The sequence below is a fragment of the Streptomyces sp. NRRL B-3229 genome (assembly GCF_000719505.1).
GTDB lineage: Bacteria > Actinomycetota > Actinomycetes > Streptomycetales > Streptomycetaceae > Streptomyces > Streptomyces griseorubiginosus.
The window spans coordinates 168,560-182,949 of the sequence record NZ_JOGP01000010.1; the positions used below are offsets into that span (position 1 = coordinate 168,560).

A 14,390-nucleotide genomic window follows, 5' to 3' on the forward strand; every position below is an offset into this window, starting at 1 on the left:
GTCCGTGATTGTGCTCCAGGGGGCGTCAGCGGGACGTCAGCGGGAGGCGGTCCGGGCGGGCACCTCGCCCTTCCTGTCGACGACCGCCCTCTCGATGACGGCGCTGGTGCCGGCCAGGGTTTCGGTCGTGATCCCCCGGTCCGGGTCGGTGATGTAGAAGCGGGAGCCGAGCAGGGCCAGGGTCTCCTTGTCGAAGATCCACTCGTAGCGGGTCGCGAAGCCGGTGTCGTCGAGGGTGATCGCGATGCCGTGCCGGCCGGTGGCGTCGACGGCGTCGGGGATCTCCCGTACGCCGGGCAGCCGGGCCGCCGCCCGGTAGAAGGCGGCCATGGTGGCGGGCGGCATCACCGTGCCGCCGATCAGATCGCCGATCAGGGAGAAGACCGCCTGGTCCCGCGACTCGCCCTCGACCGGCCTGGCCTCCTTGTACAGCCGGGCGAGCAGGGCGTCGGGATCGGTGGGCAGCGAGGCCAGCCACCGGTAGGTGGGGTGGGCGACCCCGACCGGGACAGGGTCGGAGGACTCGACCGGGATGAGTTGGCCGGGCATGATCGCGTCCTTTCCGCTCGCCCGGAGCCATCCGGTGATCCGGAGCGGGCCGGGGTCCTGGGCGGTCCAGTGCTCCTCCGTGTGCAGCGCACCGAGCTCGACCGGCCCGGTGAAGCTCCCCTTGTTCGAGCGGTCCAGTGTCCTGACGTACACGAACTGGTCGTCCCGCACCCGGATCGTGTCGCTCGCCATGGCGGCCGTCGCGATGCGGCGGAGGGTGACGGAGGCGCTGGGGGCCTCGGGGGCGGGGGTGTGTCCGCCGGTCGTGAGCGTGGTGATCAGGGCCCCCGCCAGGGCCGCGGAGACCAGCGGGAGCAGCACGGCCGGCCGGGCGAACCGGCGCCGTACGGAAGGCTTTTGGGCACGCTGCTTGTCGTCGTCGATGCGCTGCATCAGTACGTCCTTGAAGTGACGGTGACGCTCCGGCGGGAGGTCCCACTCCGCCGTGGCCGCCAGTTCCTCGGCCTCGTTCATCGGGTCTCCTCCTTCAGGAACAGGGCCGCGAGTGCGGCCTCACTGTCCATCCCTCCGTGGGCCGGGGGCGGTTCCGTCTCCGCGCTGAGCCGGGCGAGGCGGGCGCGGGCCCGTGACAGCCTCGACCGCACGGTGCCGACCGGGACGCCCAGGGCCTCGGCGGCCTGCCGGTAGTCGAGGCCGGCCGACACGCACAGGGCGAACACCTCACGGTCCTGACGGCTGAGCCGGCCCAGGGCGCGGTGCACCGCCGCGAGCCGCCGTGCGTCGTCGATCCGGCCGGCGCTCTCCTCGGCGAAGTCCTCCACCGGGCGCGGCTGCGGACTGCGGGCCAGGAAGGCGAGCCTGCGCCGCAGACCCCGGTTGACGTTGTACGCCTTGTGCGTGGCGATCCCGAGCAGCCAGGGCTTCAGCGAGCCGCCCTCCGGCTCGACCGTCTCCCGGGTCCGCCAGGCGGCCAGGAAGGTCTCGGACATCGCCTCCTCGGCCTCCGCCCAGTTCCCGGTCAGCCGCAGGGCGTGGTTGTACACGGCCCGCGCGTAGCGGTCGTACAACTCCCCGAAGGCCGCCCGGTCCCCGGCCCGTATCCGTGCCCGCTCGGGTTCCGCCGTCTCTGTTTCCCTCACACCCGTAACGCTCCGCTCCGCCGTGCCGAGTTCCTGTGCCCTGAGTCACATGGCGTGTGCCGTCGAGCGCATACGCTGCGGTCCCATGGAACAGCGCGAGGTCATGCAGAACGTCGTCGGGATCCTCACCGAGGCACTGGAGATGCGCCGGCAGGTGCGGGAACACCCGGATCGGCAGGCCTCGTTGACCGGTGCGGTCTCCGCGCTCCTCGTGGAGACCCTGCCCCGCATCCACCTGCCCGCCGACGCCAGCGGTCACGCGGCCGCGGACGCCGTCGTGGAGGAGCTCGGTCCCGCCATCGCGAGCATCGCCAACTGCTTCGCCTTCGCCTTCGTCCAGCTGGCCGAGGTCCATGACGAGGGCCGCACCGACACCTCCGCCGCGGAGGTCCTGCGGCGCATCTCGCTCCGGTTCGCGTCCGGGACCGGTGCCGGGACCGACTGAGGGAGCCCGTTCATATCCGCAGAGCACCTCGGATCACCGCCTGGGCAGTCCCAGCCGCCCCCGTGTCGCGATCAGCAGGACCAGCGCCGCCGCCGTCGCCGCGAGCAGCAGGGCCCGCGCCCCGTCGTGCTCGGACAGCGAGGGGAACATGTCCGTCCAGGCGATCGAGAGGTAGTTGTTGACGCCGGTGTGCAGCAGCATGACCAGCGGCATGCTCTCGCCGGACCGGTTGAACACCCACGTCATCACGAAGCTGAAGGCGATCGTCATCACGACGAACTGCACCGGCACGGTCCAGGACACGTGCGGCCCGCCACCCCACTCGGTCAGGAACAGCGGCAGGTGCCAGCAGCCCCACAGCACGCCGACGACGAGGGTCGCGATCAGGGGACCGTGGCGCTTCTGCATCCGCGGCATGGCGAACTCCCGCCACCCCGGCTCCTCCGCGAGCCCGGTGGTGATCATCTGGATCAGCAGTCCCGGCAGGTACGCGGCGAGGATCATCGCGGACGGCAGCGCGGGACCGCGGCCGACGAGCACGGCGGAGGCGACGGTCAGGGCGGCCGGCACGGAGAGCAGCACCACCAGGTACCAGCGCCAGCTGACCTTGAACCGCAGCATCCGGCGCCGCCAGGTCCGCAGGCCCGCGCGTCCTTCGGTGATCCCGGTGACGAGGAGCGCCGAGGCGATCGGGCCGAGGTAGGCGCCGGGCAGGACGCCGGTGAGCTGGCTGCCCGCGCGCCCGCCGGGGAAGGTGAACTGCCAGACGTCGAGGCCGTTGCGGGACAGGACGTACGGCGTCCAGGCGGCCCAGCTCAGGGCGAAGGCCAGGGTGAAGAACCAGGTCAGTGGGTTGCGCCGGATGCTTCCGCGCAGCCCTGCGGGCTCGTGCGGAACCGGACGGTTCTCGAGGGTGACGGGGGCTTGGACACTCACCGCGGATCCCTTCGTCGGGGGCTGATGTGATGTCTCCAGCACACCAGCGCGGCGCCCCCGGATCATTGCCGCGCACGCCCCGAATCCCCGTACAGCAGGCTGTACTTCAGCGGGTCCGGCGCGCGTCCTCCAGGTATCGCAGCACCGCCGCCACCCGCCGGTCCACCTGGTCGGTCGGCGCCAGGTCGAGCTTGGCGAAGATGCTGCGGATGTGCTTGTGCACGGCCCCGTCGGTCACGAACAGCCGCTCCGCGACAGCGCTGTTGCCCAGTCCCTCGGCCATCAGGGCGAGGACGTCCTTCTCGCGCGGGCTGAGCCGGGCAAGCCGGGCGTCCTGGTGGGACCGGGTGAACAGCTGGGCGACGACCTCGGGGTCGATCGCGGTGCCCCCGGACGCGACCCGGTGCAGCGCGTCGAGGAACTCCTCGACCCGGCCGACCCGTTCCTTGAGCAGATAGCCCAGCCCGCCGACGCCCCCGGTCAGCAGCTCGGTGGCGAAGCTCTGCTCGACGTAGGCGGAGAGCACGAGGACGGCGAGGCCGGGCCTGCGCCGCCGGGCCTCGACGGCCGCGCGGACCCCCTCGTCGGTGTGCGTGGGCGGCATCCGTACGTCGAGGATGGCCACGTCCGGTTCGTGCGCGTCGATGGCGTCGAGCGCGCCGTCGGCGGTGTCGGCCGTGGCGACCACGTCCAGTCCCTCGGCGCGCAGCAGCAGGGCGAGGCCCTCGCGCAGCAGGGGATCGTCCTCGGCGATCACGATCCGCATGGCAGGTCCACCTCCGGGGTCATGGGAGCGCTCCGGCCGAGCGCTCTCCTGTACGGCCTCGGGCCGCTCACGTACGGCCTTCGGACAGCTCGCGTACGGCCGTGCGGCCGCTCACGTCCCGCACGGCAGCTCCACCTCCACCACCGTCGGACCGCCGGCCGGGCTGGTCAGCCGGAGGCTGCCGTCGTGGGCGGCCACCCGGCGCCGGATGCCGGCGAGTCCGGAGCCGCCGTGCTCGTCGGCGCCGCCCCGGCCGTCGTCCGTGACCCGCAGCAGGAGCCGTGGGCCCGGGGCGCGGACCGTGACGGTGGCCCGGGACGCGCCGCTGTGCTTGGCGATGTTGGTGAGCGCCTCCGCGACGACGAAGTACGCGGTGGCCTCGGTGGAGGCCGCGCACCGCCGTGGCAGCTCCACGTCGAGGGTGCACGGCACCGGGCTCTCGGCGGCGAGTCCGGTGAGCGCCCCCGCGAGGCCCCGGTCCGCGAGCACCGGCGGCAGGATGGAGCGGGAGACGGTCCGCAGTTCCGCCAGCGCCTGTTCGGCGGCGGACTGGGCGCGCTCCAGGAGCTCGTCGGCGCCGGCCGGATCGCGGGCGACCATTCTGCGGGCGGCCCCGAGCAGCACGGTCACCGTGACGATCCGGTTCTGGGTGCCGTCGTGCAACGACCGCTCGATGCGCCGTAGTTCGGCGGCGTGGGCGTCCAGCGCGGCGGCCCGGGTGGCGGTCAGCTCGGCGACCCGCAGGGAGAGGTCGGCGTCGGGCCCTGCGGACAGGAGCCGGCGTCCCGGGCTCGCCTGGAGGCGGGCCAGGGCGGGGGTGAGCCCCAGGATGATGGCGATCCAGCCGACGCCGAGCAGGCACACGGCGAGGGCGTCCGGCCAGGAGTGCGCGACACCGATCCCGATGGAGGTGGCGGTCGCGTCCGTGGGAGCGAGCCGCCAGTACAGCGGAAAAGCGGTGTCCCGTACGGCGAGCAGCGGCAGCACGAAACCGAGCATGCCCAGCGGCAGCCCCACCGCCAGATGACGCAGCAGCCAGCGGAGTTCGCGCCGGGTGGTGGGGTCGGTGAGGGCGGCCCTCAGCCGCGCGGGCGGCCGGGCAGGGGCGATGACCTCGGGGCCCCAGCGGGCGAGCCGGGCGCGCTCCATGTCCGCCAGGGCGTGCAGCACCCGCACCCCTTTGGGCAGCGCCAGCCACAGGAGCACGAACGGCGCGAGGGTGGCCGTACCGAGTCCGGAGACCAGCTGGCCGAGGGCGGCGGCCGCGGTCGTCGCGGTGCCCACGACCAGGCCCTTCAGGTCGGCGGTGGCCATGGGAACCTCCTCTGGCTGGAGGACAACGACCCTAGGCGGAAGGAGAGTTCACCGCACGGCCGGGAGCGGGAAAGTACAGCCTGCTGTACCCCGGACCGGGCGGCGGGCGGGATCGGCCGGACGGGGTGCCGGCTCGTAGCGTCGTCGGCGTCGGGACCACCGACACCCACCGAGACCCACCGAAACCCTGGAGTGCCCCGTGAACCTCGTCCTGTGGCCCCTGCTCGTCCTCAGCGTGCTGGGCAACGCGATCGCGTCCTTCACCCCGGCCGACACCACCGTCCACCTGGCCTTCGGCACGGTCACCGCGCTGACGGCCACCGCCCTGGTCGTCCGCCGGGTGCGCACCGGCCCCTGAGGAACGGCTACTTGAGGCCGATGGCCGCGCAGTCCCCCGCGTACGGGGCGGTGCAGATCTGCTGTGCGGTGTAGACGCCGTCCTTGATGACCGTCTGCTCGATGTTGTCCTTGGTCAGGGCGACCACCGGCACCAGCAGCGACGGGATGTCGTTCTGGGTGGGGCTGTTGACCTTGTCGCGGATCAGGGCGTCGAACTGGAGGTCGCGGCCCTGGATCTTGTAGACCGCGATCTGCGCCGCGTTGGTGGCCTCCAGCAGGAACGACTTGTACACGGTCATGTACTGCTCGCCCGACACCACCCGCTGCACGGCGGCCAGGGTGGCGTCCTGCCCGGTCACGGGCGGGATCCTGGTCGCTCCCGCCTCCTTGAGCTCGTCGATGACCGCGCCCGCCATGTCGTCGTTGGCCGAGTAGACCGCGGCGATGTTGTTCAGGCCGACGGAGGCGATCGCCTCCTTCATGTGGGCCTTGGCCACCGACGGCAGCCACTCGCGGGTGTCGTACTGCTTGGCTATGACGACCTTGCCGTCGAGCTCGCTGTGGGCGCCCTTCTCGAACAGGGCGGTGTTGGGGTCGGCGGGCGAACCGTTCATCATGACGATCTTGCTGGACTCGGCCTTGTCGCCGAGCGCCTGGACGATGGACCGGCCCTGCACCTCGCCGACGAGTTCGTTGTCGTGCGAGACGTAGGCGTCGATCGGGCCCTGGGCGAGACGGTCGTAGGCGATGACGGGGATGCCCGCGTCCTTCGCCTTCCGGACGGACGGTTCGATGGCCGCGGCGTCGACCGCGTCCACCAGGATCACGTCCACCTTGTCGGCGACCATCTGCTGGAACTGCTCGCTCTGCCGCTTCGCGCTCGCCCCGGCGTTGGCGTAACTGACCTTGCCCTTGTTGTGGGTGAGGGTCGCCACCTCCCGCTTGATGAGGGGGTAGTCGAACCGGTCGAAGCGGCTGGTGTCCCGGTCGGGCAGGAGCAGCCCCAGGGTGATGTCGTCGCCCTTCTTGGGGGTCACCGCGGTGTCACTGCCGACGACTCCGCAGGAGCTGAGCAGAAGGGCCGACGCGCAGACGGCCACGACGGAGGGGACGGTACGCATGGCGATCCTGGGGGTGGGGGGCTGTCACGTAGGCGCAACAGTAGGTGCCCTCTCCCCCGATCAAACGCCCTGCCGTCTTCCTTCAAGGGATCACCACTCGGTGTCCGCAACTAGGCGCCGATGTGCGCATGTTGTGTGTCGGTGAGCGTGCGCACCATCAGGACGGCGGCGACGGCCGCGCCGACGACGGCGAGGTCGGCGAGCAGCAGCCCGGTCACCCCGTGGTAGGCGCGGGCGATGATCTCGTCGGTGCTGTCGTCGTACGTCAGCCCGACACCGGCGACCAGGCCGACCAGCCACAGCGCCCACCACACGTTCACGACGGCGGGCAGCTTGCGGCCCGGGGCGCTCTTGTGGTGGATGTCGGCGACGATGCCGCGCGGGAACCACAGGTTCACGACCGGGACGATCCACGAGGCGTAGACCCAGATGCCGGCGTAGCGGGGCGGCTCGCCGGACAGGGCGCGTGCGTTGTCCCGCATGCGCCACAGCCAGCCGATGAACAGGGCCGCGCAGAGCAGGACGAGGAGGTCGCCGACCGCGCTGACCAGGTGGTACGAGTTCTCCAGCGCGTTCAGCGGGCGGTGCCGGCCCTCGCCCTGGTCCGGCGGCCCGGAAGCGGGCTCCCCCGCCATGGCGAGCCGGACCTGCCACACGGCCCGCAGCGCCCAGGCGGCACCGGCGAGCCCGAGCCCGGCGACGGCGAGCCGGGCGGAGCCGCGCGCGGGGCGGAGGGCGGGTCGGACGGCGTTCTCGTTCATGTGGTCCCCCGGGGAGAAGATCGGTTCACCCTCTCATCGTTGCGCACCCTGGAAACGGTTCACGGAGGTCTGCTCGGCGGGGGGCGGAGCGAGCGGGAACTCGATCCTGTCGCTGCCTGTCGCTACCCATTCGGGCCGAATCGGCGATAATCGGACTATGAGTACGACGACGTTTGTCCTGGCGGCCACGTCGAGCGGAGTACTCAACGTGATCGCCGCCTTTGTAGGTGGCCTGTTCATCGCCGGTGCACTGGTGTGGGCGGTGCAGTTCGGCATGCGGGTCCAGGACCGCGAATCGCCGCGGCCACGCCTGGAGGACCAGCCCCGCCTTCCGGAGACGGGCCCCGTCCGCGAACTCCGGGAGATGCGGGAACCGGACGAGCTGTCGGACGCCACGGACGGGCAGGAACGGCTCCTGCCCCACCAGCTCCACCACTCGGGAACCCGACGAGGAAAGGACCAGCACCGCAAACGCTGGCTGCCCGGCTCCAGCGGAGGCTTCGGCAGCGGCGGCCTCGGCCACGTATGACGTGACTCGCGTCCCGGTCCCTGTCGAGTTCGGCAGGTGAGGGGTGGGGCGGGCTGTCCGGAGCTTGCGGTCCGGTGCCGCCGCGCTGCGGCCGGGACCCGCCGGGAACGATCCGTCGGGCCCGGCCCAGCGCATGCGCCCCGTCAGCCCCGCATGGCCGGCCTGTACACCGCCAGCGCCCAGATCACGAAGAAGTCGAGGCCGATCATGATGACCGACCAGACCGGGGCGTAGGGCAGGAACAGGAACTGGGCGAGCATGCTCAGGGAGGCCAGGAAGATACCGGTCATCCGGGCCCACCCGGCGCCCCGGAGGATGAACGCGCCGGTGACGGCGGCGACCACGCCCAGGCAGAGCAGGATCACGCCCCAGCCGGTGAGGCTGACCTTGTAGACGTAGTCGCCGACCCGGGCCCACACGTCGTCCTCGGCGAGCAGGGATATGCCCTGGAAGATCGCGAGGACGCCGTTCATCAGCATCAGCACACCGGCGAAGACGACCCCGCCGGAGGCCCACGCGGCCTCGGTGGGCGTGAACCCGGGGCCCGGCGCGGTCGCGGACGTGCCCGCCGACGCTTGCTGCTGCCCGCCGGCGGACGGCTCGGTGGCGTGCGGTTGCTGTGTCATGGCCGTGTTCCACCTTTCGTGATCGAGGTGCTTCGACCATCCGGCGCAACGCGAGCGCCCACCACGGGGGTGGGCCATTCGGGTGACGTCGGGCGTGCGGCCGTACGGCAGCGGCCCTTCACTGGAGGAACCGCATCCTGGGAGGCGAGATGACCCGCTGGACGACGCCCGCGCTGCTGGCGGCCCTGGCCCTCACCGGACTCACCGGCCTCACCGGCCTCACCGCCTGCTCCGACGGCGACAGCCCGTCCTCCGTGGCGAGCAAGGTCGCCTCGGCCGCCTCCTCGGCCGCCTCCCGGGCCGGGGACGCCGTGTCGTCGGCCACGGCGGAGGCGGGCCGGCGCTTCGACGACATCAAGAACGGCGTCGACGCCAAGGACGACGTACGCCTCGCCTCCCCCACGACGGCCGCCGACGGACGTACGACGGTGGAGGTCACCGCGACCAACCGCGCGGACTCGGCGAAGTCCTTCGCCGTCCAGGTCGACTTCACCGGCCAGGACGGCAAGCTGCTCGACGTGGTCGTGGTGACGGTGTCGGACGTCCCGGCGGGCGGCACGGGCAGCGCGACCGCACGCAGCACGCACGCCCTGTCCGGGAAGGCGGCGGCGAAGGTGTCGCGGGCGGTCCGCTACTAGAAACACCCACTGGAACCGCCAGAACCCTGAAACCCTGAAACCCCGTCAGTTCACGCCATCCAGAAGAACACCGCCGTCATCCGCTTCTCCGCCAGCGTCCCGCCGAAGTAACCGGTCGCGCTGTGCACGAGGTTGGCGTTGTACAGCAGCAGCCGGTTGTACTTGTGCGGCACCCGTACGTCCTCCTCGAAGGCGTCCGGCGCGACGAACCGCGTGCCGAGGGCCTCGACGAGGTTGTTGTGCGGGGCCTGCACCACGTTGCCGCCGAGCCGGCCGCCCGGCATGGACTGCCGGTAGAAGCTCGTGCCGCAGTCCTTGGGGACACCCGGGTTCAGGTACAGCACGGCGGCGTACCGGCACAGCGCCCGGGAGTCGGTGTGCGGCCGGGGCTCGCTCTCGCCCTCCCCCACGACCTGCACGCAGTTGTGGTTGAGGGTGCCGCCGCCGGGCGCCTGCTGCACCCAGAGCTTCGGGGCGCCGGTGGCCTTGCGCACCAGCCCCTCCACCCGGGCGAGTTCGGCGGGTTCGAGTCCGGGCATGGTCCGCAGTCCGGGCCACGTCTCCGAGGTGTACGGATGTCCCTTCACCCAGTCGTCCTTGGCGAGACAGCGTTCCCGTACGGCGTCGACGTCCGGGAGCACGTCGTCGAGGACCCAGTAGTCGCGGCCCTTGGTGGGCTTGCGGTAGGGCAGGACGGGCAGCGACCGCTGTCGTGGCATGGACATGCAGCGAATCTAGGCGCGGAGCCCGCCGACTCTCTCCCGTGATTTGCCCCGGACTTCCCCGTGAGTCACCCGTGAACTGGTCAACGAAGGGTCAACCGGGGAAGAGCCGCTGAACACCGGCGCCCCCGTGTGCGTACTCCTGTGCGTTCGACCCGGCTGCCGGCAGGGTCACCGATCGGGCAGGAGGCACGGTGCCACTCTCGCGCAACGCGATGGGAACGCTGTTCGTAGGCGGAGCCCTCACGCTGACCCTGGGCGCGCTCGCGTACCCGTCCATGCTGGGTGTCAGCCAGGCGGCCACCGCACAGGACAGAATCATCGCGCAGACGCAGTGGGGGCCGCTGACCGAGCAGGACCGCGACTTCGTCGTCAAGGTGCGGGCGGCCGGTCTGTGGGAGTACCCGCTGGGTCAGATCGCCCAGCAGAAGGGGACGACCCCGGAGGTGAAGGAGGCCGGAAAGCACCTCATCGACGGACACGCGGCCCTCGACGCAGCCTGCCGCAAGATCGCCCCGATGCTCAACATCACCATCCCGAACGTGGCGAGCCCGCAGCAGGTCGGCTTCGTGAACACGATCGACTCCAGCTCCGGCCAGCAGTTCGACTCGAACTTCGCCAACATCCTGCGCGTGACGCACGGCTCGATCTTCAACGCGATCGCGAAGATCCGCTCCACCACCAAGAACTCCCTGGTGCGCTCGCTGGCCGACATGGCCAACGACACGGTGCTCGACCACATGACGGTCATGGAGAAGACCGGCTTCGTCAACTTCGACCAGGCCCTGTTCATGCAGACCACCCCGCCGAAGCTGCCCGCCACCGACCTCACGCCGCCGGCCCCGCAGCCGGGCGCGCCGATGGTGGTGCTGACCCCGCCGCCGAACCCGACGTCCACCCCGCTCGGGATCCCGGGCGAGAACAACGCGAACGGCGGCGGCGCCGCCCCGGCCGCGGGCGCCTCACCGACGGTGGGTTAGCCCTGGCCGAGCCAGACCGTGGTGTCCGGTCCCAGCAGCCCGTTCCCCAACGGGCTGCTGGCGAGCAGTACTTCCCCTTCGGGAAGCGGGACCGCGGTCTCCGACAGATTGGTGACACACCGCCAGCCCTCGTGCCGGACGAAGTCCAGCACCCCGGCCGGGGCGGTGTCCGCCCAGGTCAGGTCCTCTCCCTGGAGGAGTTTGCGGCGCAGTCGCAGGGCGGTGCGGTACAGCTCCAGCGTGGAGCCCTCCGTGCCGTTCTGGGCCTCGACAGCGTACTCGGCGAACCACTCCGGCTGCGGCAGCCAGGCACCGCCCGCCCCGAAGCCGTACGACGGCCCGGTCGTGGTCCACGGCAGCGGCACCCGGCATCCGTCGCGCCCCTTGCGCACCCGTCCGGTCTGCTCCCAGATCGGGTCCTGGAGCACCTCGAAGGGCAGGTCGGCGACCTCGGGCAGGCCGAGTTCCTCGCCCTGGTAGACGTACGACGATCCCGGCAGCGCCAGCATGAGCAGCGTCGCCGCGCGAGCGCGTCGCAGCCCCTGGGCGAGGTCGATCGCGGGCGCCTGGCCGCCGGCCAGCAGCCAGGCGTTCTCGTCGGTGCCCGGCGGCAGCACCAGGCGGGAGGCGTGCCGTACGACGTCGTGGTTGGAGAGCACCCAGGTCGCCGAGGCGTGCGCCGCGCGCGCGGTGGCCAGGGAGTCGGTGATGACCTGGCGCAGCGCGTCGGCGTCCCACGGGGTCTGGAGGTACTCGAAGTTGAAGGCCTGGCCGAGTTCGTCGGCGCGGGCGTACAGCGCGCGGCGGGCGCCCGGCACCCAGGCCTCGGCGACGGCCGTGCGGGGCGGGGTGTAGGAGTCGAGGATCGTGCGCCAGTCGCGGTAGATCTCGTGGACCTCGTCGCGGTCCCAGTAGGGGTGGCTGCCCGGCGGCAGGCGGTCCAGGGCCTCCTCGGCGACGCCGGGCAGGTCGCCGAGGTCGCGCAGCGGCTCGGTGAGGTCCTTGACCAGGGCGTGGGCCACGTCCACCCGGAAGCCGTCGACCCCGCGGTCGGACCAGAACCGCAGGGTGGTGCGGAAGTCCTCGCGGACCTCCTCGTGGGACCAGTCGAGGTCGGGCTGCTCGGGGGCGAACAGATGCAGGTACCACTGCCCGTCCGGCACCCGCTGCCAGGCGCTGCCGCCGAAGACCGACTGCCAGTCGGTCGGCGGGAGTTCGCCGTGCGCGCCGCGGCCGTCCCTGAAGACGTACCGCGCGCGGGCGGCGGAGCCGGGTGCCGCCGCAAGGGCCTCCTCGAACCAGACGTGCCGACGGGAGGTGTGGTTCGGGACAAGATCGACGATCACTTTCAGGCCGAGCCGGTGGGCCTCGGCGACCATGGCGTCGAAGTCGTCGAGGCTGCCCAGGCGCGGGTCGACGTCCCGGTAGTCGGCCACGTCGTAGCCGCCGTCGGCGAGTTCGGAGGGGTAGAAGGGGCTCAGCCACAGGGCGTCGGCGCCGAGGGCGGCCAGGTGGCCGAGGCGTTCGGTGACGCCTCTGATGTCCCCGAGGCCGTCGCCGTCCGCGTCGGCGAAGCTGCGGGGATAGACCTGGTAGACGACGGCCTGCCGCCACCAGTCGGGGTCCTTGCCGGAGAGGTCGGGCGTGGTGGTGCGGGAGATCACGCGGGCTCCTCTGATGTGCGGGCATTCCGTGCGATGGCGAATTCGCGCAGGCGATCCGGTGGACGACAAATTGGGCGACAAAGGGGATATCTGTCCACTCGCCGGAAATTCAACCCGGGCTTTACCGGAGTCGATCATTCCCGGTGTGTCGAAATTGTGACGGCTTTCGAACGGGCCTTGTATCACCGCAGGTTGACAGCATTCAGCCGGAGAACCACGATGTGTGAACACCGTGGCGCATGTGACCAATGAGCCCAGTGTCTCTGATGCTTCCTGTGATCACTCACTCTCATCCTGACGGGATACGTATGTCCATAGCGAGACGTGTCACCCTTCGGCGTCTGCTGGGGACGGGCGCCGCGACGCTCGCCTTCTCCGCCGCCCTCGCCTCCGTCGCCTCGGCCTCCGACTGCCCCGGCGGCAAGGGCTGGGGAGACGGCGGACACTACAAGCCAGGCACGGGCGCCGGCTCGAAGACCGAGACCGACCGCTGCGAGTTCTCCCTCGACGGCAAGAACTTCTTCGCCTCGGTCAAGGTCGACGACCAGAACCTCAAGCCGGGCGACGACGGCAAGGTCCACGTCAAGGTCCGCGCCGCGGGCGACGCCACCACGTGCACCGCCTCCCTCGCGTCCTACCTCGCGCACGGCCCGACGTTCGCCACCTCCGGCGAGCAGGTCTTCCACGACTTCGACAGCGTGACCGTCAAGGCCGGCGCCGTCGACACCCTCGACGTCGCGATCCCCGACGCGGGCTGCTTCGGTCAGGTCGACCTCTACCGCGGCAACACGAAGTTCGACGGCAAGCTCGACGCCAAGGACGGCTTCCCGCACGGCGACCTCCCCAAGGGCCCGGACCACCCGGTCATCAAGGACAAGCTGATCGCGGCCTGGAACGGCGGCACGAAGGACTGCACGACCACCGAGACCACGCCTCCGGCGACCCCGCCGGCCTCGGAGACCACTCCGCCGGCCTCGGAGTCGACCCCGCCGGCCTCGGAGTCCACCCCGCCGGCCTCCGAGAGCACGCCTCCGGCGTCCGAGACCCCGGGCACGGACTCTCCGACCCCGTCGGCCTCGGAGTCCACGTCGACCCCGGGCGCCCCCACCCCGAACGGTGGCGGCGGCGACAACCTCGCCGAGACCGGCGCCAGCAGCAACACGCCGCTGATCGCGGGCGGCGCGGCGGTGCTGCTCGCGGGTGGCGCGGGCATCGTCCTGGCGACGCGTCGCCGCAAGGCCACGCGCTCCTGACCCATCCTCCGAAGGGGTCGTCCCACCGGTTCACGGTGCGGGCGGCCCCTTTGGCGTGTTCGGGGCGAGACGGTTCCGGCGACCCTGGCCCAGAAAATCGAACACATGATTGAATTCGGTCATGCGATCGTTCCCCGACGACCTCGCCCGGACTCAGCTGGAGTGGAGTGCCACGTACCGGCGCCTCGCCGAGCACCCCGGCCGCACCGAGCTGCGCCGACGCCTTTACCGGCTGTCGACCGAGCTGTTCTTCCATCCCCACTGGGAGCGCCGGCGCCCACGCCCCGCGGAGTGGTGGGAGCTGCGCGACCAGGCGAGGGGACGGCCCGACCGATGACGGACCGAAGTGCGGGACCGTACACCGCGGACGATCCTGAAGACATGTCCGGCCCGATCCGAGTGATCGTCCATCCGCCGTCCCCCACCGGCGGCCGCCGCGTACGCGTGGACGGCGAGATCCTGGGCCTCGCCCACAACCTGGCCGACGTGGCCGAATTCCTCCGCCGAGCGGGCCTGGAGATCGACGCGGCGGAGGTCGCCCAGTCGAGCTGGATCGACTGGCGCGGCGTGGGCCCGGAACGGTGGGGACCGGAGGAGTGAGGCGGGGCGGCCGGTTCCGGCCGCCCCTCCAGGACACCTGCTTCCTA

General features: G+C 71.5%; 18 protein-coding genes. 8 read left to right on the top strand and 10 right to left on the bottom strand.

Annotated features, from left to right (window positions below; translation table 11 throughout):
* Nucleotides 1–36: 36 nt before the first annotated feature.
* Together IF54_RS0118500 and IF54_RS0118505 are read right to left on the bottom strand one after the other, a co-directional pair.
* Nucleotides 37–1,023, bottom strand: coding sequence for a CU044_5270 family protein (locus tag IF54_RS0118500; protein WP_030319959.1), 987 nt, complete (start codon nt 1,021–1,023; stop codon nt 37–39).
* Nucleotides 1,020–1,649 (bottom strand): RNA polymerase sigma factor, encoded by a 630-nt coding sequence (locus IF54_RS0118505; RefSeq protein ID WP_030319961.1) that lies wholly within the window; start codon nt 1,647–1,649, stop codon nt 1,020–1,022. Before IF54_RS0118505 ends, IF54_RS0118500 begins: the two co-directional genes overlap by 4 nt.
* Nucleotides 1,650–1,734: 85 nt before the next feature.
* Here IF54_RS0118505 and IF54_RS0118510 point away from each other — a divergent pair, with 85 nt between their 5' ends.
* Nucleotides 1,735–2,094 carry a hypothetical protein gene (locus IF54_RS0118510; protein WP_030319963.1) on the top strand — a complete coding sequence of 120 codons (360 nt, stop codon included), beginning with the start codon at nt 1,735–1,737 and terminating at the stop codon, nt 2,092–2,094.
* A 33-nt stretch (nt 2,095–2,127) separates the two neighbouring features.
* Here the strand turns inward: IF54_RS0118510 and IF54_RS0118515 are convergent, their stop codons facing one another.
* From IF54_RS0118515 to IF54_RS0118525, 3 genes are all read right to left on the bottom strand, one after another.
* Complete coding sequence (locus IF54_RS0118515; protein WP_037820185.1) at nt 2,128–3,030, bottom strand: CPBP family intramembrane glutamic endopeptidase; 903 nt, start codon at nt 3,028–3,030, stop codon at nt 2,128–2,130.
* Between the two features lie 106 nt (nt 3,031–3,136).
* Nucleotides 3,137–3,796, bottom strand: coding sequence for a response regulator transcription factor (locus IF54_RS0118520; RefSeq protein ID WP_030319968.1), 660 nt, complete (start codon nt 3,794–3,796; stop codon nt 3,137–3,139).
* 111 nt (nt 3,797–3,907) lie between these two features.
* Nucleotides 3,908–5,110, bottom strand: coding sequence for a sensor histidine kinase (locus tag IF54_RS0118525; RefSeq protein WP_030319970.1), 1,203 nt, complete (start codon nt 5,108–5,110; stop codon nt 3,908–3,910).
* Between the two features lie 199 nt (nt 5,111–5,309).
* Here IF54_RS0118525 and IF54_RS43025 point away from each other — a divergent pair, with 199 nt between their 5' ends.
* The gene (locus tag IF54_RS43025; RefSeq protein WP_199821222.1) at nt 5,310–5,468 is read left to right on the top strand and encodes a hypothetical protein; all 159 of its coding nucleotides are present in this window, start codon (nt 5,310–5,312) and stop codon (nt 5,466–5,468) included.
* 7 nt (nt 5,469–5,475) lie between these two features.
* Here the strand turns inward: IF54_RS43025 and IF54_RS0118535 are convergent, their stop codons facing one another.
* A complete protein-coding gene (locus IF54_RS0118535) occupies nt 5,476–6,570 on the bottom strand; it encodes a sugar ABC transporter substrate-binding protein (protein WP_030319972.1) in 1,095 nt (364 codons plus the stop codon).
* 110 nt (nt 6,571–6,680) lie between these two features.
* The gene (locus IF54_RS0118540; protein WP_030319975.1) at nt 6,681–7,331 is read right to left on the bottom strand and encodes a DUF4328 domain-containing protein; all 651 of its coding nucleotides are present in this window, start codon (nt 7,329–7,331) and stop codon (nt 6,681–6,683) included.
* Between the two features lie 157 nt (nt 7,332–7,488).
* Between IF54_RS0118540 and IF54_RS0118545 the strand changes: the two genes are divergently transcribed.
* Complete coding sequence (locus IF54_RS0118545; RefSeq protein ID WP_030319977.1) at nt 7,489–7,860, top strand: DUF6479 family protein; 372 nt, start codon at nt 7,489–7,491, stop codon at nt 7,858–7,860.
* Nucleotides 7,861–8,003: 143 nt separating this feature from the next.
* On the opposite strand, the gene IF54_RS0118550 is transcribed toward IF54_RS0118545, so the two are convergent.
* A complete protein-coding gene (locus tag IF54_RS0118550) occupies nt 8,004–8,486 on the bottom strand; it encodes a DUF7144 family membrane protein (RefSeq protein ID WP_030319980.1) in 483 nt (160 codons plus the stop codon).
* A 149-nt stretch (nt 8,487–8,635) separates the two neighbouring features.
* Here IF54_RS0118550 and IF54_RS0118555 point away from each other — a divergent pair, with 149 nt between their 5' ends.
* Complete coding sequence (locus IF54_RS0118555; RefSeq protein ID WP_030319982.1) at nt 8,636–9,124, top strand: hypothetical protein; 489 nt, start codon at nt 8,636–8,638, stop codon at nt 9,122–9,124.
* A 50-nt stretch (nt 9,125–9,174) separates the two neighbouring features.
* On the opposite strand, the gene IF54_RS0118560 is transcribed toward IF54_RS0118555, so the two are convergent.
* Nucleotides 9,175–9,849, bottom strand: coding sequence for a DUF6445 family protein (locus IF54_RS0118560; RefSeq protein WP_030319984.1), 675 nt, complete (start codon nt 9,847–9,849; stop codon nt 9,175–9,177).
* A gap of 212 nt (nt 9,850–10,061) precedes the next feature.
* On the opposite strand from IF54_RS0118560, the gene IF54_RS0118565 reads away from it, so the two are divergent.
* A complete protein-coding gene (locus tag IF54_RS0118565) occupies nt 10,062–10,826 on the top strand; it encodes a DUF4142 domain-containing protein (RefSeq protein ID WP_030319986.1) in 765 nt (254 codons plus the stop codon).
* Here IF54_RS0118565 and IF54_RS0118570 read toward each other — a convergent pair.
* Nucleotides 10,823–12,490 carry a glycoside hydrolase family 13 protein gene (locus IF54_RS0118570; protein WP_030319988.1) on the bottom strand — a complete coding sequence of 556 codons (1,668 nt, stop codon included), beginning with the start codon at nt 12,488–12,490 and terminating at the stop codon, nt 10,823–10,825. The genes IF54_RS0118565 and IF54_RS0118570 overlap by 4 nt on opposite strands.
* A 308-nt stretch (nt 12,491–12,798) precedes the next feature.
* Between IF54_RS0118570 and IF54_RS0118575 the strand changes: the two genes are divergently transcribed.
* The 3 genes from IF54_RS0118575 to IF54_RS0118585 all read left to right on the top strand — a co-directional run bounded on the left by IF54_RS0118575 (nt 12,799) and on the right by IF54_RS0118585 (nt 14,343).
* Nucleotides 12,799–13,743 carry an LAETG motif-containing sortase-dependent surface protein gene (locus tag IF54_RS0118575; RefSeq protein ID WP_030319990.1) on the top strand — a complete coding sequence of 315 codons (945 nt, stop codon included), beginning with the start codon at nt 12,799–12,801 and terminating at the stop codon, nt 13,741–13,743.
* A 121-nt stretch (nt 13,744–13,864) separates the two neighbouring features.
* Nucleotides 13,865–14,080, top strand: coding sequence for a hypothetical protein (locus IF54_RS0118580; protein WP_030319992.1), 216 nt, complete (start codon nt 13,865–13,867; stop codon nt 14,078–14,080).
* A 44-nt stretch (nt 14,081–14,124) separates the two neighbouring features.
* Nucleotides 14,125–14,343, top strand: a complete 219-nt coding sequence (locus IF54_RS0118585) for a hypothetical protein (RefSeq protein ID WP_030319995.1) — start codon at nt 14,125–14,127, stop codon at nt 14,341–14,343.
* The last annotated feature ends 47 nt before the right edge of the window (nt 14,344–14,390 follow it).